At 72.7% G+C, this 19,224-nt stretch carries 14 protein-coding genes; 1 reads left to right on the top strand and 13 read right to left on the bottom strand.

The window, feature by feature from the left end; all coding sequences use genetic code 11:
- The first annotated feature begins 27 nt into the window (after positions 1 to 27).
- The gene (locus OO52_RS24480) at positions 28 to 1,005 is read left to right on the top strand and encodes a methyltransferase domain-containing protein (RefSeq protein ID WP_030648876.1); all 978 of its coding nucleotides are present in this window, start codon (positions 28 to 30) and stop codon (positions 1,003 to 1,005) included.
- 6 nt (positions 1,006 to 1,011) lie between these two features.
- Here OO52_RS24480 and OO52_RS24475 read toward each other — a convergent pair whose 3' ends face one another.
- From OO52_RS24475 to OO52_RS24410, 13 genes are all read right to left on the bottom strand, one after another.
- Positions 1,012 to 2,775 carry an FHA domain-containing protein gene (locus tag OO52_RS24475; protein WP_030648873.1) on the bottom strand — a complete coding sequence of 588 codons (1,764 nt, stop codon included), beginning with the start codon at positions 2,773 to 2,775 and terminating at the stop codon, positions 1,012 to 1,014.
- Between the two features lie 34 nt (positions 2,776 to 2,809).
- Positions 2,810 to 4,153, bottom strand: a complete 1,344-nt coding sequence (locus tag OO52_RS24470) for a VWA domain-containing protein (protein ID WP_030648870.1) — start codon at positions 4,151 to 4,153, stop codon at positions 2,810 to 2,812.
- A gap of 115 nt (positions 4,154 to 4,268) precedes the next feature.
- The gene (locus tag OO52_RS24465; RefSeq protein ID WP_030648867.1) at positions 4,269 to 5,750 is read right to left on the bottom strand and encodes a PP2C family serine/threonine-protein phosphatase; all 1,482 of its coding nucleotides are present in this window, start codon (positions 5,748 to 5,750) and stop codon (positions 4,269 to 4,271) included.
- A 3-nt stretch (positions 5,751 to 5,753) separates the two neighbouring features.
- Positions 5,754 to 8,219, bottom strand: coding sequence for a serine/threonine-protein kinase (locus tag OO52_RS24460; protein WP_063738813.1), 2,466 nt, complete (start codon positions 8,217 to 8,219; stop codon positions 5,754 to 5,756).
- Positions 8,216 to 9,496: a hypothetical protein gene (locus OO52_RS24450; protein WP_030648854.1), complete on the bottom strand. Its 1,281-nt coding sequence runs from the start codon at positions 9,494 to 9,496 to the stop codon at positions 8,216 to 8,218. Before OO52_RS24450 ends, OO52_RS24460 begins: the two co-directional genes overlap by 4 nt.
- 41 nt (positions 9,497 to 9,537) lie before the next feature.
- Positions 9,538 to 10,569, bottom strand: coding sequence for a glutamate ABC transporter substrate-binding protein (locus tag OO52_RS24445; protein ID WP_030648851.1), 1,032 nt, complete (start codon positions 10,567 to 10,569; stop codon positions 9,538 to 9,540).
- Positions 10,570 to 10,583: 14 nt separating this feature from the next.
- Positions 10,584 to 12,041, bottom strand: a complete 1,458-nt coding sequence (locus tag OO52_RS24440; RefSeq protein WP_420711411.1) for a hypothetical protein — start codon at positions 12,039 to 12,041, stop codon at positions 10,584 to 10,586.
- 195 nt (positions 12,042 to 12,236) lie between these two features.
- On the bottom strand, positions 12,237 to 13,691 hold the full coding sequence (locus tag OO52_RS24435) for a purine-cytosine permease family protein (RefSeq protein ID WP_199819951.1): 1,455 nt from the start codon (positions 13,689 to 13,691) through the stop codon (positions 12,237 to 12,239).
- Between the two features lie 72 nt (positions 13,692 to 13,763).
- On the bottom strand, positions 13,764 to 14,750 hold the full coding sequence (locus OO52_RS24430; protein ID WP_030648844.1) for an N-acetylglucosamine kinase: 987 nt from the start codon (positions 14,748 to 14,750) through the stop codon (positions 13,764 to 13,766).
- On the bottom strand, positions 14,741 to 16,006 hold the full coding sequence (locus OO52_RS24425; RefSeq protein ID WP_030648840.1) for a 6-phospho-beta-glucosidase: 1,266 nt from the start codon (positions 16,004 to 16,006) through the stop codon (positions 14,741 to 14,743). The genes OO52_RS24430 and OO52_RS24425 overlap by 10 nt, the downstream gene beginning before the upstream one ends.
- 7 nt (positions 16,007 to 16,013) lie before the next feature.
- Positions 16,014 to 16,907 (bottom strand): carbohydrate ABC transporter permease, encoded by an 894-nt coding sequence (locus OO52_RS24420; RefSeq protein ID WP_030648837.1) that lies wholly within the window; start codon positions 16,905 to 16,907, stop codon positions 16,014 to 16,016.
- A 2-nt stretch (positions 16,908 to 16,909) separates the two neighbouring features.
- Positions 16,910 to 17,851 (bottom strand): carbohydrate ABC transporter permease, encoded by a 942-nt coding sequence (locus tag OO52_RS24415; RefSeq protein ID WP_030648834.1) that lies wholly within the window; start codon positions 17,849 to 17,851, stop codon positions 16,910 to 16,912.
- A complete protein-coding gene (locus OO52_RS24410; RefSeq protein ID WP_048910459.1) occupies positions 17,851 to 19,194 on the bottom strand; it encodes an ABC transporter substrate-binding protein in 1,344 nt (447 codons plus the stop codon). Before OO52_RS24410 ends, OO52_RS24415 begins: the two co-directional genes overlap by 1 nt.
- Between the last annotated feature and the right edge of the window lie 30 nt (positions 19,195 to 19,224).

Here is a 19,224-nt window from a genome sequence, read left to right as displayed (position 1 = left end):
CGGACCGCCCGCCCCTACTGTGGACCCATGGGCGCCTACGACACCGAGATCGAGGCTCTCGCCGACGCGGCGCGGGCCGAGCTGGTGCGGGAGATCGACGCCGACGGGGCCTGGACGGACGACCCGGTGTGGCGGGAGGCGTTCGCGTCGGTGCCCCGGCACCTGTTCGTGCCGTACTACTACGTCACCGGGGCGCGCGGCTACGAGCGCCTCTGGCGCGAGAGCCCCGACCGCCGGGCCCGGGAACGCTGGGTGCGCGGCGCCTACGCGGACGTACCGCTGGCCACCCGGCTGCGCGACGGCGAGCTGCTCTCCTCCAGCAGCCAGCCCTCCCTGATGGCCCGCATGCTGGTCGCCCTGCGCGTCGAGGACGGCAACCGGGTCCTGGAGGTGGGCGCCGGCACCGGCTACAACGCGGCCCTGCTCGCCCACCGGCTCGGCGCCGACGACCTCGTCACCACCATCGACCTGGAACCGGAGATCACCGAGTCGGCCCGGCAGCACCTGGCGGCGGCCGGCCACCGCCCCGTCGTCGTCACCGGCGACGGCGCGCGCGGAGTGCCCGAACGCGCCCCCTTCGACCGGATCATCGCCACCTGCGAGCTGCCCACGGTGCCGCGCGCCTGGCTCGCCCAGTGCCGACCCGGCGCGCGCGTCCTCACCCCGCTCGCCACCGGTCTGCTCACGCTCACCGTCCGGGACGCGGAACACGCCGAGGGCCCGTTCCTGCCCGGGGCCGCCTTCTTCGTGCCGCTGCGCGGCGGGCCCAGGGCGCGTCCCGAGTTCGTCTCGTCGGCCGGGCTGCCTCGCCGGGCCCGCGAGCAGGAGCAGTTCCGCTTCCTGCTCGCGCTGACCCACGGCACGCTCGACCCGCAGGAGGCGTACGCCCTGTGGGAGCGCGAGGGCGAGCCGGGGCGCGGGCGGTACGGCGTCACGGTCGCCGGCGAGCACGCCTGGGCGTGGCTGGACGACCCGCGGGGGCCGTACGCCTGGCCCCTGCCCTGAGCGCGGTCAGCCCCGGCGGACGGTGATCGTCGTCCAGGCGCCCACGTGCACCCGGTCGCCGTCCTGGAGCGGGACCGGTACGAACGGCTGGATGGGCTCCTCCGACATGTTGACCGTGGTGCCGTTCGTCGAGTTCTGGTCGACGACCGCCCAGCTGCCGTCCGGCTGCTGCACCAGCACCGCGTGCTGGTGCGAGACACCCGGGTCCTCCGGCGGCACCGACAGGTCGATGTCGGGGGTGTCGCCGGTGGAGTGCCGGCGGCGGCCGATGGTGACCTGGTTCCCGGTCAGCGTGCGCTGCTGCTCGGGCGAGTACGCGGGCAGGTTCAGACCCGCGGCCTCGGGTCCGGAGCGCTGCATCATCGCCATGAAGTACTCGCGGTCCGGGCCGATGGTCGCGGTCCAGGTGGTCGGCTGGGGGGCCTGCGGCGCGTGCGGTGCCTGCGGCGCCTGGGGGAAGCCGCCCGGTCCGCCCGGTCCCGGCGGGGTCTGGGTGCCCCCGGACTGCGGGTAGCCGTAGGCGCCGCCCTGACCGCCGGGGCCGGTGGACGCCGGCGGGGAGATCACCCAGTCGTCGTCGGCGGCCGGGGGCCGGCGGGTCTGGCCCGGGAACGCGGGCGGAGCCGACGCACCGGACTGCTGGAACGCCTGCGGGGCACCGCCGGGACCGCCGGGCGGCGGCACCTGACGCGAGGGGTCACCGCCGAAGCCGGAGGGGCCGGGCGGAGTGGGACCACCCGGACGGGAGCGCTCGCGCCCGAAGGGGGAGGAGCCCTGGGAACCCGGACCCGGACCCTGACCCTGCCCCGGACCGCCACCGAAACCGGACGGGCCACCGGATCCCGGGCCGCCGGGGCCACCGGGACCCTGGCCGCCGCCGAAGCCGGACGGGCCGCCGGGGCCACCGGGACCCTGCCCCGGACCGCGGCCGAACCCGGACGACCCGGACGGGCCGTCGGCACCCGGCCCCTGCCCCGGACCGCCGCCGAATCCCGACGGACCACCGGAACCCGGACCACCGGAACCCGGACCACCGGAACCCGGTCCCTGCCCGGGACCGCCACCGAAGCCGGACGGGCCGCCGGAACCCGGGCCACCCGAGCCCTGGCCCGGCACCGTGCCCCGGCCACCGAAACCACCGGGACCGGACGGGCCGCCGGCCCCCGGGCCCTGCCCCGGACCGCCCTGGCCCTGACCACCCTGACCCGGCCCCTGGCCGAAGCCCTGCGGCGGCCCTGACGGGCGCTGGCTGCCGCCGCCGAAGGCGGGCGGGCCCGAGGGGCCGGGGGAGGTCGGCGGACCGGACGGGCCGCGGTCGCCGCCGAACGGCGTCGGGCCCGACGGCTCGCTGTGGAAGGACGGGATCGGCTCGGCGGGCCGGTTCACCTGAGAGGGCCGCGAGCCCTGGTACTCGTACCCGTCACCCCCGCCGTACGTCGAGCTCGGCGGCTGGAACCGAGGCTGCGACGGGCGCGGGGCGGCCGGGGTGTAGGAGGTCGCCGTGTTGGTCAGGAAGTTCCACCGGCACTCCTCGCAGAAGGGCGCGCCGCCCTCGCGGGGCGTACGGCACTGCGGGCACAGCTCCGGCTCCGGGTCGGACCCGGCGCCCTGCTGCGGGCGGGCGCCGGCCGGGCCGCCCTGCGGGGGCGGGAAACCGTAACCGCCCGGGGGCGGCGGAGGGGGCGGAGGTACGGCACCGGCCATGCGGTGACCGCAGACCTCGCACCAGTCGTCGGAACCCGACTGGTGTCCGTTCGGGCAGGTCGGCATGTCGGTGCTTCCCCTTCTCCTACGCTTCCGAGGGTCACTTCTTCACACGAACAGTCTTGGTGGACCGGGTCTCCAGAGTCATCTCGTCCGCCTCCGCGACCCTCGTCTTCAACCGCACAGTACCTGTCACGGCGTCGACCACGTCCACCACCTTCGCAAGCAGTTTCGCAGTATCCGCGTTCCCCGAGGCGTTCGCGAGCTGAACCGCGCGCCCCAGTTTGGCGGTTGCTCCATCGAAATCTCCCGCTTTGCGAAGGTCGAGGCCCTTCTGGATGGCTTGCGCCAGTTCGGCCTGCCCGGTGTAGTGGGCGACTTGGGGGTTGAGCGCGGTGGAGGCGGTCATGTCGTCGGTCCAGACCGCCCGTACGAGGCCCTGCGCGCCGAGACTTTGGGCGGTTCCGTCCGGTTGCGGGATCACCAGGGAGACCCGCGCGGCGAGCATCTCCTGGCCGAGCCCGGCCGGCGGGACCGTCACGCACAGGTGGTAGTCGCGGGACTCGTCGCCCCAGGACCCGGTCGGGTAGTCCCCGGCGCGCGGCCCGGCCTCGGTACGACGACCGGTCAAGTCCTCGACGGCGGGGGCGACTTGCTTCACGAACCGGATGGTCGTGCCGACCGGCGTCCACACCCGCAGGGAGACGTCGGCGACCTCCTTGCCCATCGTCGTCTCCATCATCCGCGTGAAGTCGGCGGCCAGTCCGGCCGGGTCGGCGACGATGTCGGCGGTGCCGAGCAGCGCCGAGGCGATCCCTGTGACTTCTTTCACTTCCCAGTCGGTGCCCACGCCCCGCGCGTCACAGGTGAACCGGCCGGCGCAGGCGTCCAGCGTGGCCCGCAGGTCCTCCGCCGACTCGTGTTCGTTGCGGCCGTCGGTGAGCAGGATGCCGTGCCGGATGGTCACGTCCGCCGCGGACAGCAGCCGGTCGGCGAGCCGCAGCCAGGTGCCGATGGCCGTACCGCCGCCCGCGCTCAGCCGGCGCAGTGCCTGCTTGGCCTGCTCGCGGGTGGTGGCGTCGGCGACCGCGAGCCGCCCGCCGCCCGGATAGACCTCCTTGGCCACGTGCGTGCCGCCGATCACCGCGAAGCGGGTGCCGTCGCGCAGGGTGTCGATCGCGGCGGCCGTGGCGTCCCTGGCATTGCGCATCTTGGTCGGCGGGTAGTCCATGGAACCCGAGCAGTCGACCATGATCGCCACGGCGGCGGACGGCCGCCCGCCCGGCGCGTGGACCGGCGCGGTGACCGCGCCGCCTACGGTGCCGCCGCCGGTCGCGGTCACCGTGACGATGGCGTTGACCTCGCTGCCGCCCTCGGGCAGGTACTCGTTCTGGTAGACGTCCACCGAGAACCGTGGCACGTTCGACTTCGCGAAATTGGCCATGCTCGCTCACATCCCCCTCGGACACCTCGCCGACGCGAGGCGACGACTGTGAGCGGACCGGTCCCCTCCGGTCCGCCGCGGCTTCCCCGTGCCGTTCCCCCGTCGGATACGGCCCTCAGGCCGATCCTGCCCCCTGCGACGGCACCGGGAACGGCAGGACCGCCACTGTTACGTTGTCGTGGCCCCCGCCGTCCAGGGCGTGACCGACCAGCACCCGCGCGCTGTGCAGCGGGCGGTCCGCCGCGTCCGGCGGGACGACCTCGGACATCTCCTCGGCCGTCTCGGCGTAGTTCCACAGTCCGTCGGTGCACACCACCACGGCGCCGGGCCGGTCCGGCTTGAACGACGCGGTGTGCGGCTCGAGTTCGTAGGCGTCCGCGCCGAGCCAGCCGGTGATGGCGTGGGCACGCGCGTCGGCGTACGCCTCGGCCTCGCTCATCAGGCCGGCGGCGACCATCTGGGCGGCCCAGGAGTCGTCCTCGGTCAGCCGGGCGGGCGGGGCCGTGCGGTCGGTGGGCACCCAGTAGACGCGGCTGTCGCCGACCCAGCCGACGACCAGCAGCCCCGGGGTGACCACCGCGCCGACGATCGTGCAGGCCGGCGCGTTCTGGTGCGGGGCGTGCTCGCGCGCGGTGGCGGGCTCCTCGGCCAGCGCGTTGACGGCCTGCGCGGCGGCGACGATCGCCTCGTGCATCGCCGCCTGCGGGTGGGTGCCGCGCGGCAGCGCGGTCAGCAGCGTGTCGCCGGCCGCCTGGGAGGCGGCCAGGGAGGCGTCGTCGGGGCGGGTCGCGGACGACACGCCGTCGCAGACGATCGCCAGCGCGGCCGGCGTGCCGTCGGGCAGCGTGGTGTGGCCGACGGCGAAGGCGTCCTCGTTGCGGTGGTGGCGCAGGCCGCGGTCGCTGACGGCGGCGACCGGCCCCGACTCCCGCTCCACGTGGTCGCGTTCGCGCGGCTGGGCGTGCCCGCAGTTCTCGCAGTAGCCGTCGCTGTCCACCCGGCCCGCCCGGCAGGCCACGCAGAGCTGCGCCGGATCGGCCGGTGCGGAGGCCAGCCGCGGGTCCGGCGCCTGCAACGGGTACTCGTCGGGCTCGTCCGGCCGGTCGAACCGCACCCCGGAGCCGGAGGAGTGCTCAGCGTCGGCCTCCTGCCCGCCCTGCTGCGCACCACCGGGGACGGGGCCGTTCCCGTGCGGGGGCGGCGGCGTGCCGCCCGGGCCGGAGCCGCCCTCACCCGCCGCCGACGGCACGCCGCCCGTGGCGGGCCCGAACTCCTGTCCCGGCGGAGGTGCGGCCGCGGAGGCGGGGTCGGGTCCCTCACCGGACAGCGGTGTGCCGCCCGAGTCGGTGCCCGGCAGGTCCGTCGGCAGGTGGGGTGCCGGTGAGGCCGTGGGGCCGGGTGGTTCGGGGGTGGGCCACGCCGTGCCGTCCCCGGGCCCGGCGGGGCCCGTCATGGTGAGCGTCGGGTGGTCCTGCGGCGGCGCGGGCACCGACGAAAGGTCGTATCCGCACGCTCCGCAGAACAGGTCACCCGGCTCCACCGGCTCCGCGCAGCTCGGGCACTTCGCCAGTGCGGCCTGCTGGGGCATCTGCGACATCGACTACACCCACGTCCGGGGGCGGTAACGGTTGGCCCGTTCCACCAGCTCGATCCTCTCCTCGCCGCCGGGCGCCAGCCGGGCCAGCGTGCGGTAGGCGCGCTCCAGGCCGAAGCGGAGGCCCCGCTCGTCCAGACCGCTGCCCAGCAGCACCCGGCCTCCGGCGGCGGGCCCGGTGCCCTGGCCCCCGGAGAGTATCCAGTCCAGCGCACAGCCGAGCACCTCCGCCGACAACAGCTCGCGCCGCGCCGGGTCCAGGCCGTACGCCTGGAGTGCCTCGACCTGACCGGCGGCGGCCGTCAGGTCGTCCAGGAACGGTACGTCACCCGCGCTCGCCGTGCGCTGTCTCAGCCGGGCCCGGACGGCGGCGACCCGGGCGGCCGTGTAGTGGATGGAGGCCTCCGGCACCGACTCCAGCGTCGTCACCGCGCCCCGCCGGTCCCCGGCCGCGAGCTGCACCCGGGCCAGCCCGAACGCGGCGCTCACGAAACTCGGGTCGGTCGTCCACACCAGGCGGTAGTACTCGCCCGCGTTGTCCAGCTGGCCCAGCACCTCCGCGCACAGGCCGAGCGCCAGCTTGGGCGCGGCCTCGCCGGGAAAGGCGTCGTAGATCGCGTCGAAGGCGAGCGCGGCGTGCTCGAAGTCGCCGGTGACCAGCGCGGCCACGCCCCGGTACCACACCACCCGCCAGTCGTCGGGCCGTTCCTCGTCCAGCTTGGCCAGACTCATCAGCGAGCCCTGGTGGTCACCGCTCTCCAGCCGGGCGCGGATCTGCCGGAGCCGGGTCTCCTCGGTCTGCGTGGGCGCCGCCGCCAGCACGCTCATCAGCTCGGCCGGCGCCGAGGCCAGCAGGCCCGCCAGGAAACCTGCGTTGGGGTCGTTCGGATCGACGAGCGGGACGGGCAGGGCGAGCGCGGCGGCCGGCGTGTCGACGGGCCTGACCAGGGCCGGCGGGGGCGGCGGTGCGGTGGCGTGAGCCTTCCGCAGCGGCCGGGCGCCCAGCCGGGACACGTCGCCGTGCAGCCGGGGGAACAACTCCGTGTCCGTGACCTTCGTCTCGGGCCCGAACAGCGTCGACAGCGCGGGCCGTGCCCGCCCGGTCTGGAGCGAGACGACCTCGCGCAGCACACCCGTCAGCTGCTCGGCCATCTCCTGCGCGGAGGCGAACCGGCGGCCCGGGTCGGGGTCGGTGGCGCGCACCAGGAGCCGGTAGAAGGACTCGTAACGGCGGAAGACCTCGATGGTGTCGGGGTCGGGCAGGGAGTCGACGTAGACGTTGGTGTAGCCCTGGAAGTCGAAGGCCAGCACGGCGAGCGTGCGGGCCACCGTGTAGAGGTCGCTGGCCACGGACGGGCCGGACTCGGCGACCTCCGGCGCCTGGTAGCCCACCGTGCCGTAGATCGCCGACTCGACGTCGTCCATCCGGCGGACCGCGCCCATGTCGATCAGCTTGAGCTGGTCCTCGGTCTGGATGGCGTTGTCGACCTTGAAGTCGCAGTACAGCAGGTTCCGGCTGTGCAGATGGCCGAGCGCCTCCAGCGCCTCGATGCCGTACGCGCACGCCTGCTCCACCGGCAGCGGGTCGCGGCGGCCGTCGGGCGTCCGGCGGGCGTTGGCGATCTCCTTCAGGGACTTGCCGCCGACGTACTCCATGACGATGTAGCCGTCGAGGGAGCCGGTGCGCTGGTCCAGGTGCTCCACGAAGTTGTAGATCCGCACGATGTTGGCGTGCTCGATCTCCGCGAGGAACCGCCGCTCGGAGATCGCCGCGGCCATCGCGTCCTGGTCGCCGGTGTCCAGCAGGCCCTTGAGCACCACCCACCGGTCGGAGACGGCCCGGTCCACGGCCAGGTAGATCCAGCCGAGCCCGCCGTGCGCCAGGCAGCCCGCCACCTCGTACTGGCCGTGCACGATGTCCCCGGCCCTCAGCTTGGGCACGAAGGAGTACGGGTGCCCGCACTTGGTGCAGAAACCTTCCGTGCGGCCCGGCCGGTCGCCCCGGGCCCGGCCGACCGGCGCCCCGCAGTCCGACCGCGAGCAGAACCGCTTCCGCTCCGGCACCTCCGGGTTCTCCAGCACCATCGCGCGCGGGTCGGGCCGCGGCACCTGCGGCACCGAGACCAGCCCGGCGCCGAGCCGCCCCCGCGAGGAGGCCCCGGACGACGAGCCGGAGCTGCGCACCGACACCGAGCGGCCCGTGGGCTTCCCCGACAGCGACCGGGACAGCCGCCCGGACACCGAGCGGCGCGACCTCGACGACTGCGAGGACGTACGCGAGCTGCGCGAGCTGCGGGAACTGCCGCTGTCGGCCGCCCCCCGGGCGACCCCGGTGGGCGGCGAGCCCACCATGCCTCTCGCCGAGACGACCGGCGCGAGACCGCACGTGTCGCAGTACAGCTCGCCGCCGCCGACGTCCTCGTACGTCCCCTCGCAGCCCGGCCGCTGGCAGGCCTGCACCGGCTGACTCATGACTCGTCCCCCTCACGGTCCCGCGGCGCGCTCGCGCTGCCGAGCAGTTCCGCCGCCGCCTGCTGGTAGCGCAGCACGGCCTGTTCCGCCACGCGCAGGTCGCAGGGCGCGCTCCACAGCATGCGGCGGGCCGCGTCGTACCGCTCGACCAGCAGCGGGTCCTCCGCGAGGCCGTGCCGGGCGACCTTCGCCTTGTACGCGTCGAGCCGGCCGCGCAGCTCGGCACGGACCGCGAGCGGCGCGGTCACCGCGGTCAACGACTCGCGGGCGCGCAGCAGTTCGTCCTCCGCCTTCTCCTCCAGCGCCTCCAGCAGCGGGGAGAGCCGGTGCCACTGGGCCTGGCGGCGGTACTCGGCCGCGGTCGCCAGCTGCTCCTGGAGCGCGGTCGGCGGACCGCTCACCACCGGCACCTCGGTCGCGGCGATCTTCGCCAGCACCTCGCCGCGCGCGGTACGCGCCTCCGCCAGGGTGCGGTCCGCGCGCGAGAGCACGTCCCGCAGGCGGATCAGCCGCGCCTCCGCGTCCTGGCGGACGGTCAGCACGGCGTCGATCTCCCGGCGCACGTCCTCCAGGGCGCGCGCCTCACGGTCGTACACCGTCGTGTCCGGGCGTCCGCCGCCGGGCGCCGAACTGCCCTCGGCCGGCACCCAGAAGGCGAGCGGGTCGGAGACGACGTCCTCGCGCAGTCTGGTCAGCGTGCGCGTGATCCGTTCCAGGTCGTCACCGGCCGGGTGCTCGCCGGGGCGCACCCCGACGGAGTGCGCGAGCTGCCGGGTGCGCTGGAGTTCCGCGGCGAGTAAATCGATCCGCGCGGGGAGCGCCGACCAGACCGCGTCGGCGGCGACGATCATGTCCAGGCTCGTCGCGTACAGCTCGTTCATCCGGTCCACCAGCGCGGACAGCGAGAACGTCTCGCTCAGCCTGCCGTTCCCGCCGCCGGGGACGGTCACGGACTCGCCGCGCAGCAGCCCGGTCAGCTCCGCGAGGTCCTCCCGGCTGGACCAGCGGCGCCGGGAGCGGATCTCGCGGGCGCCGCGCAGCGCGGCCGTGTAGGCGTCGAAGTACGCCCACAGCCGGGTGATCCGCTCCTCCGTGGCCTGCCAGCGCTCCTTGGTGGCACCGGTCAGCTCCGCGCCTTCGAGGAGTCTGCGGCCCGCGTGGTCCTGCAGGGCCAGCAGCGAGGTCTCGATCGCCTCGTGCTCCTGGCCGAGCCGCGCCAGCGCACGGTCCACCTCGTCCCGGTCCATCACCGGCCCGGCGGGGTCCGTGACGCCCATCGATCACCTCTCGCTTGCTGTCTGTTCCGGTCGGGTACGGCTCAACTGCTGCGCCGGTACTGCGGCGCGGGCGGCTTCGACGCGGCCGAGTCCTTGCCCAGTGTCGCCGACAGCCAGTCGTCGTACGACGTCTGCCAGCCGTGTGCGCGGTAGTCCACCAGAACGCGGTTGACCCGGCGTACCAGATCGTCGGCGTCCTTCTTCATCGCCACGCCGTAGTACTCGGTCGTGAACGGCTCGCCCTTCAGTGCGACGGTCGGGTCCTGCGCGGCCTGGCTGGCGGCGAGCGCGCCGTCGGTCACCACCGCGTCCACTTCGCCGAGTTGCAGCCGGACCAGGCAGTCGAGCTGGTTCGGCACGGTGGTGGAGATGTCGGTGGTGGCGGGCAGCCGGCCGTCCTTCTTGTCGGCGGCCAGCTTGGCGTGGGCGGTCGAACCGGCCGCCGTGCACACCTTCTTGTGGGCCAGCGAGTCGTCGTAGCCCGTGATCCGTGAGGACTTGGGGGCGAGGACCTGCTGGCCGGTCTTGAAGTAGGGCGCGGAGAACGCGACCTGCTTCAGCCGGTCACAGGTGATCGTCATGGTGCGCACGACCATGTCGACGCGTCCGTCCTCGACCGCCGGGATGCGCTGGTTGGTCGGTATGGCCTTGAACTGCACCGCATCCGGGTCCCCGAGGATGTCCTCGGCGATCCGGTGGACGAGGTCGATGTCGAAGCCCTCCAGCCGGGCGCCCTCGGTGTTGGGGTTGCGGTAGCCCCAGCGGTAGCTGTTCTGGTCGACGCCGACGATCAGCTTCCGCTTGGCGCCCGTGCGTGCCTTGATCGCGTCGATCGTCGGACCGTCCGCGTCCGACGGTGCCAGTGTCTGCTCGTGCGCCTCGGCGTCCACGCACCCGTCGGCGCGGGCCTGGGTGCCGGTGGCGACCTTCTGCCCGGCCCGCTGCGGGTCGTCCGGCGTCCGCTGGGTGCACGGCAGCAGCAGGACGAACGCCAGCGCCAGCGCGCACAGCACCGCCATCGCGGCGACCCCGCCCCAGCCCCGCAGGGCGGACCGCGCACGGCTCAGGTCCATCGCCTTGCCCCCTGTCACCGGTACTCCGAAAGTCTGCGGCCGATGCCGGCCACGGCGCCGGCCGCGCCCAGCACCGCCAGGACGGCGGCGCCCTCCGGCAGCCCGGTCATCGCGTCCCGCCCGTCCGCGGCCGCCTTCTGGAACTGGGCCTGCTCATGGTCGATGGCCCGGGCGAGACTGCGGTCGACGCCGTCGAAGCACTCGGCGGTCGCGCCCTTGGCGCCGATCACCTTGTCCAGCGCCTGCTGGTAGTTGCCGTTCTCGTCCTCGGCGCGGGCCGCGGAGTGGCGCTGCTTCCACACCGTCATGTTGCCCTCGGCCGCCTCGACCGGTGCGGTGCCCCCCTGGTCGTCGGCGAGCCGCGCCGCCTCGGTCAGCCCCTTGCCGAGCACGGCGATGTCCTTGTCGAAGTCGCGGTAGTAGGCGTCGTACGTCGTGCCGTCGACCGTGACGGTCTCCGCGCCGCGCGCCACCAGGCTCAGGTTCTCGTTGCCGCGCGCCTTCAGGGAGGCGATCCGGGCGTCGTGCAGGACGTTGAGCGAGCGGATGCCGTGCTGGTAGGAGCCGTCGAGCCCCGACCGGGCGACGGCGTGACCCACGACCAGCCACAGCAGGGCGACGGTCGTCGCGGCGCTGGCGGCGACCAGGCCGTGGTTGAGGACGCGGTGGGTGCGCCGGTACATGCGGTGCTGGGCCCAGCCGAGCGCGGCGAGCGCGAGCAGCCCGAGCCCGATGGCGATCCACGGGTACGGCGTCGCGTCCGCGTAGTCGGCGTCGAGCCGCCGGTTCTCCGTGGTGTAGAGATCCTCCGCCGCCGGGAGCATCTCCTTCTGCATCTTCTCGTTGGCGTACCGCAGGTAGGCGCCGCCGACCGGATAGCCCTGCCGGTTGTACGTCCGGGCCCGCTCGATGAGGCCCTTGTACTCGGGCAGCAGCCGGTTCAGCTCGGTGATGGTCTCCTCGGACGCGGAGCCCGGCTCGGCGTTGGCGGCGGCGTTGACGAGCCCGTCGGCGGCGGTGCGGATGTCCTTCTCGTACCGGTCCCTGGACCGCGCGTTCTCCTGTCCGCCCGCCAGGAACCCGCTGGAGGCAGCGGTGTTGGCGTCGGCGAGCGACCGGTAGATGCCGGCCGCGCCGGAACTGAGCGGCTGGCTGTGGTGCAGCACGTCGTCGGCGGCGGCCGCGCGGTCGCTGGTCTGCCAGGCGGTGACCGTTCCGAACCCGACGACCAGCAGCGCCAGGACGGCACCGATGATCCGCAACCGCCCCGGCTCGGTCGTCGCGGCGGCCCGCAACCGCTCGGCACCCTCGGCGAAGGCGGTCCGGCGCGCGGGCGGCACCCCAGGACCGACGGCCGCGGGGGGTCCGGGCGGCCCGGGCTGAGCGGGGATGCCGGGGATGCCGGCCACACCGGCCACACCGGCGGGCCCGGCCGGCGGTGGCGCCGCGCTGCTCTTCGGCGGGTGTGTCACTCGACCTCCCCCATGGTCATCCGTACGCCGCCCAGTATCACCGCCCGCACCGGCATTCCGCACCGGCCTTCACTGGATCTTGATCGGATCGCAGCGTGCCCCGGGGGCGCGTACCGGCGGACGCACCACCCCCCTGCTGGAACACGATGGTGACGGGGGATCGGTTCCCTGTGCGACGGGCCGGCGGGGACGGCCTCACGGCTCGCGGTGCTCGTGGGCGGCCTGTTCCAGGGCCACCGCCTCCGCCGCCGCCAGCCGGGTCTCCGCCTCCACGTCGATCGAGCGGGTCAGCCACCAGTACAGCAGGGCGCTGACGGGGAGGCCGACGAAGAGGGAGATGTCGGCGCCGCCCAGCGCCCTCGCGGCGGGACCGAGGAACAGGGTGCCGACGGAGAAGAACGGGGCCATGGCGGCGAAGCCGACGAGGTAGGCGATGATGCCGTGCCAGCCCCAGCGGCCGTAGATGCCGTGCGGGTTGAAGATCTCGGCGATGGCGTAGTGCCCGCGGCGCACCACGTAGTAGTCCATGAGGTTCACCGCGGTCCACGGGATGAACAGGTAGAGCACCAGGAGCAGGAAGTTCTCGAAGTTCGCCAGGAAGTTCGACGTCGCGGCCAGCGCGCCGACCAGGGAGAGCGCCGCGGTGAGGCCGAGGGTGAGCAGCCGTACGGCGAGCGTCGGCCGGACCCGTTTGAAGGAGTCGATGGCGCTGATGAGCGTGAGGGAGCCGCCGTACATGTTCAGCGCGGTCACCGAGACCAGGCCGAGTGCCGAGAACAGCAGCACGACGGCGCCGAAGCCGGTGAACACCTTGTCCCCCGCGGAGTCGATCGCCGGGATCGTCTGGAAGGTCTTCGGGCCCGCCCAGGCCGCCAGCAGCGCCCCGAGCACCATCAGCCAGATGCCTCCCAGCGCGGAGCCGAAGTAGGTCCAGTAGAAGGTCTTGCGGACGGTCACGTCCGGAGGAAGGTAACGGGAGTAGTCGGAGACGTAGATGGCCCAGCTGATCTGGTAGCCCGCGACCACGCCGAACTGCGCGAGGAACGGCGTCCACCGGAAGCCGCCGAGGTCGAAGGAGCCCGCCGGGTAGTGCAGGGTGACCAGGACGCCCACGGTGAAGATCCCGAAGATCACCAGGAAGGTGTACGTCAGGATCCGCTCGGCCTTGTGGATGATGTCGTAGCCCACCAGCGCGATGACGAGCGCGACGACGGTCACCACGACGACCCACAGCTTGACGCCGCCGTGCAGCGTGGTGTGCAGGGAGTCGGCGGCGAGGATGCTGTTGAAGACGTTGAACCCGGCGTACTGCACATAGGCGAACAGCCACACCAGCAGCGCGCCGACGTAGCCGAACTGGGGCCGTGACTGGATCATCTGCGGCAGCCCGAGCTGGGGCCCCTGGGCGGAGTGGAAGGCCATGAAGAAGGTGCCGATGACGGTGCCGGAGACGATGGCCAGCAGCGACCAGACGAGGTTGCCGCCCTGGGTGATGCTGACCAGCCCGACCGCCAGGGTGGCGATCTGGGCGTTGGACATGAACCACAGCGGGCCCAGGTGCCAGAGCTTGCCGTGCCGCTCGTCCAGCGGGACGTAGTCGATGGACCGGACTTCGAGACCGGACACTCTTGGCTCGCCTGATGTGCTCATGACGCCTCCCGAGGTCGGGTCCGCACCTCTGGTCACATTGTTGCCCCGCCACGCCCCAGGGACGACTCAGGATCAGCCCGCCTCCCAGTGACCCCGCGCCCGCTCCTGCGCCCCCGCGTCCGCCCCCAGCCGGTCCAGGCCCAGCAGGACCGCGCCCAGCACCGGGCTCGCCGTCACCACGCGGACGTCGGCCTTGGGGGCGCGGGCCGCCAGGAGGGCGCGGACGGTGTCGTTCAGCTGGGGGTGGCCGGCGGTCAGGACCCCGCCGCCGAGGAGGACCGGGGTCTCCTCGTCGAGCAGGTCCAGGCGGGTCAGGGCGACCGTCGCCATCACCGTGACCTCCTCCGCGAGCCGGGTGACGATCGCGCGGGCCACCGGGTCGCCGTCCGCCGCCGTGGCGAACAGGACCGGCGTCAGCTCGTGCCGGCGGTCGTGGTCCACGCGCTCCAGGTGCAGCGCCTCGATGAGGGCGTACATGGTGGGCAGCCCGAAGTGCGCGGGCAGGGTGCGGGCCAGGGAGGTCGGGTCGCCGCGCCCGTCCTCCGCGCGGGCGGCGTGCCACAGGGCCTCCTCCGCCAGGCCCCAGCCGCCGCCCCAGTCGCCGGAGATACGGCCGATGGCCGGGAAGCGGGCGGTGCGGCCGTCGGGCCGCATGCCCACGCAGTTGATGCCCGCGCCGCACACCACCGCCACCCCGCGCGGCTCGGCGACGCCCGCCCGCAGGATCGCGAAGGTGTCGTTGCGGACCTCCACCGACGCGCCCCACGCGCGCGCGTGCAGCGAGGCCGCCAACTGTTCCTCCTCCACCGGGAGATCGGCGTTGGCCAGGCAGGCCGCGACGTGGCTGACGGAGGTGACCCCGGCGTCCGCGAACGCCCGGGCCACCGGTTCCGCCAGCGCGTCCAGCGCCGCCGTCACGCCCACCGCGGGCGGCCGGAAGCCGCCGCCGCGGGCGGTGGCCAGCACCTCCCCGGCGGCGGTGACCACGGCCACGTCGGTCTTGCTGTTGCCCGCGTCGATGGCGAGGACCGTCAGCGGGTCGGGTGCGGTCAGGCCCACGCGAGGTGCTCCCGGTTGTGTGCGATCAGCTGGTCGGTGAGGGCGTCGGCGTACGCGTACTGGCCGATGAGGGGGTGTGCCAGCAGCGCGCGGAAGACGCGGTCCCGGCCGCCGCGCAGGGCCGCCTCCAGGGCCAGGTCCTCGTACGCCGTCACGTTCGCGACCAGGCCGGAGAAGAGCGGGTCCAGGTCGGGGACCGGAAGCGGGACCGGGCCGGCCGGGCCGACCGCCGCCTGCACCTCGATCACCGCGTCGTCCGGGAGGAAGGGCAGCGTGCCCCTGTTGAGCGCGTTCACCACCTGGTACGGGCTGCCCCCTCCGCCCAGGAGGGCCGCCGCCAGGTCCACGGCCGCCTCCGAGTAGAAGGCACCGCCGCGTTTGGCGAGCAGGGCCGGCTTCTCGTCCAGGGCCGGGTCGCCGTACATCGCCAGGAGTTCGCGTTCCATCGCCGCCACTTCGGCCGCCCGTGACGGCTTGGTGCGCAGTTCCCGGACGACCTCGTCGTGCGCGTAGTAGTAGCGCAGGTAGTAGGAGGGGACGACGCCGAGGCGGTCCAGCAGGGGGCGGGGGAGGCGGACGTCGTCGGCGATGGCCTCGCCGTGCTCGGCCAGGAGCTTCGGCAGGACGTTCTCGCCCTCCGGTCCGCCCAGACGCACACCGGTTTCCCAGGTGAGGTGGTTCAGGCCCACATGGCCCAGATGCACATCCGCCGGGGCCGCGCCCAGCAGGGCCGCGAACTTCCGCTGGAAGCCGATCGCCACGTTGCACAGGCCGACCGCCCGGTGCCCGGCCTGGAGCAGGGCGCGGGTGACGATGCCGACCGGGTTGGTGAAGTCGATGATCCACGCGCGCGGGTTGCTCCGGCGGACCCGTTCGGCGATGTCCAGGACCACCGGGACGGTGCGCAGGGCCTTCGCCAGGCCGCCGGCACCGGTGGTCTCCTGGCCGATGCAGCCGCACTCCAGCGGCCAGGTCTCGTCCTGCTGCCGGGCCGCCTGACCGCCGACGCGCAACTGGAGCAGGACGGCGTCGGCGCCGTCGACTCCCGCGTCCAGGTCGGACGTCGTGACGATCCGGCCGCCGTGGCCCTGCTTGGCGAAGATCCGCCGGGCCAGGCCGCCGACCAGCTCCAGTCGGTCCTCGGCCGGGTCGACCAGGACCAGTTCCTCGACGGGCAGGGTGTCCCTGAGCCGCGCGAAGCCGTCGATGAGTTCCGGTGTGTAGGTCGAGCCGCCGCCGACCACGGTGAGTTTCATAGCCAGTTCAACCCTTTACTCCGGTGAGGGTGACGCCCTCGACGAACGCCTTCTGGGCGAAGAAGAACACGAGGATCACGGGGGCCATGACCAGCACGGTGGCGGCCATGGTGAGGTTCCAGTCGGTGTGGTGGGCGCCCTTGAAGGACTCCAGGCCGTAGGACAGCGTCCAGGCGCCGGGGTTCTCGGAGGCGTAGATCTGCGGGCCGAAGTAGTCGTTCCAGGCGTAGAAGAACTGGAAGAGGGCGACGGCGGCGATGCCCGGCTTCGCCATGGGCAGGACGACCCGCAGCAGGGTGCGCAGGTCGCCGCAGCCGTCCACCTTCGCCGCGTCCAGGTACTCGTTGGGGATCGTCATCAGGAACTGGCGCAGCAGGAAGATGGAGAACGCGTCCCCGAACGCCATCGGGACGATCAGCGGCCACAGGGTGCCCGACAGGTCGAGCTGTTTCGCCCAGAAGAGGTACATCGGGATGACGACCACCTGCGGGGGCAGCATCATCATCGAGATCACCAGCATGAGCGACAGGTTGCGGCCCCGGAAGCGGAACTTGGCGAGCGCGTACGCCACCGGGATCGAGGACACCACGGTCAGCAGGGTGCCGAGACCGGCGTAGATCAGGGTGTTCTTCCACCAGGTGAGGAAGCCGGGCGTGTCGAAGACCTTCCGGTAGTTGCCCCACTCCCAGGTGTGCGGGATCAGGTCCCGGCTGAGGGCCTGGCTGTCGCTCATCAGCGAGGTCAGAACCACGAACACGAACGGCAGCGTGAAGAACAGCGCGGCGGCGACACCGAGCGAGTGGACCGCGATCCACTCCAGCAGCGCCCGGCGGCGGGCGGTGCGCTCCGCTCCGGTGACGAGCGGCGCCGGCTTCACCGGCTGGTCCAGTACTTGGGTCATGGTCAGTCACCTGCCTGGATCAGGCCGCCCCGGCGCCGCATCAGCAGCGCGGTGAACGCCATCGACAGGGCGAACAGCACCAGCGCCACCACACACGCCGAGCCGTAGTCGAAGCGCTGGAAGCCGAGGTTGTAGACGAGCTGGGGGAGGGTGAGCGTGGACTTGTCGGGGTAACCGGGCTCGAACTGGGTGCCGGCGCCCTGGATCACGCCGGAGGCGACCTTCCCCGCGACCAGCGGCTGCGTGTAGTACTGCATGGTCTGGATCACGCCGGTGACGACGGCGAACATCACGATCGGGGCGATGTTCGGCAGGGTCACGTACCGGAAGCGCTGCCAGGCCGAGGTGCCGTCCAGCTCCGCCGCCTCGTACTGCTCCGTGGGTACGTCGAGCAGCGCGGCCATGAAGATGACCATCAGGTCGCCGACGCCCCACAGGGCCAGCAGGGTCAGCGCCGGCTTGGACCAGGTGGGGTCGTTGAACCAGCCCGGCGCCGGCAGCCCGGCCTTCTCCAGGATCGAGTTCACCGGGCCGGTGCCGGGATTGAGCAGGAACGCGAAGGCCATGGTGGCCGCGACCGGCGGGGCGAGGTACGGCAGGTAGAACAGGGTGCGGAAGACGCCCGTAGCGGTCTTGATCTTGGTGATGAGCAGCCCGACGCCCAGCCCGAAGAGCACCCGCAGGCTCACCATGATCACGACCAGCCAGAGCGTGTTGCGCAGGGCGGGCCAGAACAGGGGGTAGTGCTCGAAGACGTACGTCCAGTTCTTCCCGCCGCTCCACGTCGGCGGCCGGAAGCCGTCGTAGTGCATGAAGGAGAAGTAGACCGTGGAGATCAGCGGGTAGGCGAAGAAGACCGCGAAGCCGATGAGCCACGGGGACATGAAGGCGAGCGTGCGCAGGGCCGAGCGCCGGCGTTTCGACGCGAGGGATACGGCGCTCATCACTTCGCCTGCGCGATGTCCGTGTCGATCTGCGCGGCCGTCTTCTTCAGCCCGGCCTTGAGATCGGTGACCTTGCCGCTCTCGTAGTCGTAGCCGAACTGCTGGATCGTCACCAGGTACACACCGCCGTTGATCGAGGCGGGAGTCGTCGTCGAGTGCGGGTTGGCGGCGATGTCCAGGAAGGTCTTGAAGCGCGGGTCGTACTTCAGCTTCGGCGACTTCAGCGCGGCCAGCGTGGAGGGCACGTTGTGGATGTCGTTGGCGAAGCCGACCACGGCGTCCGTGTCCGTCGTCATGTACTTCACCAGTTCCCAGGCCGCGTTCCGCTTGTGGCTGGTGGCGGCGATGCCCGCGATGGTGCCGGTGATGTAGCCCTTGCCGTACTGGTCGGCCTGGTCGTCCGGGACCGGCAGCGGGGCCACCCCGATCTCGAAGTCCGGCTTCGCCTCCTCGGCCATCCCGAGCCGCCACTCGCCGTCGAGCTGCATGGCCACCTGACCGGTGTGGAAGGGGTGCTTGGGACCCCACTCGTCGCCCAGCGTGGCGCGGAACTTCTCCAGCCTCTGGAACCCGCCGAGTTCGTCCACGAGCTTCTTCTGGAGCGTGAAGCCCTTCTCGAAGGCGGGGTCCTTGGCGAGGTTCGACTTGCCGTCCTTGTCGAAGTACGTCGGCGAGAACTGGCCGAGGTAGTGCTCGGTGGTGGACTCCCAGCCGTGGTAGTTCGGCATGAACCCGAGCTGCTTGTAGCCGTCGCCCTGGGAGATCGTCAGCTTCTTGGCGTCCGCCTCGAATTCGGACCAGGTCTTCGGCGGGTGCGCGATGCCCGCCTTCTCGAACGCCGTCTTGTTGTAGTAGAGCCCGTACGCGTCACCGAGCAGCGGCACCGTGCAGCGGTTGCCGTCGAACTGGGTGTACTCGTTCATCGGCTTCGGGAACGTCTTCTCCGGGTCGATCCCCGACTTCTCGAAGAACGGGTTCAGATCCACCAGCGCGCCCGAGGAGCAGAACTTGCCCACGTTGTTGGTGGTGAACGACGAGATCACGTCCGGGGCCTTCTCGCCGCCGGCCCGCAGCGCCTGGTTGATCTTGTCGTCGGTCATGTTGCCGACGACGTTCACGTGGATGTTGGGGTGCGCGTGCTCGAAGCCGGCGACCAGCGACTTGACGGCCTTCACCTCGTTCGGCGCGCTCCAGGCGTGCCAGAAGTTGATCGTCGTGTCCTTCGAGGGGTCGTCGGTGGCACCGGAGTCGGACTGGCCGGTACACGCGGCGGTGAGGAGCACGGCGGAGGCAGTCAGGGCAAAAGCCGCCTTTCGGGCGACTTCGGGTATGGCTGTGGGCATGGCGAGGTCTCCCAGGGGGACGGGGTCGGG

The organism is Streptomyces flaveolus (genome assembly GCF_000716535.1).
Lineage (GTDB): Bacteria > Actinomycetota > Actinomycetes > Streptomycetales > Streptomycetaceae > Streptomyces > Streptomyces flaveolus_A.
Note: the sequence above shows the minus strand (reverse complement) of the source record. Positions and strands in the feature narration are given on the sequence as shown.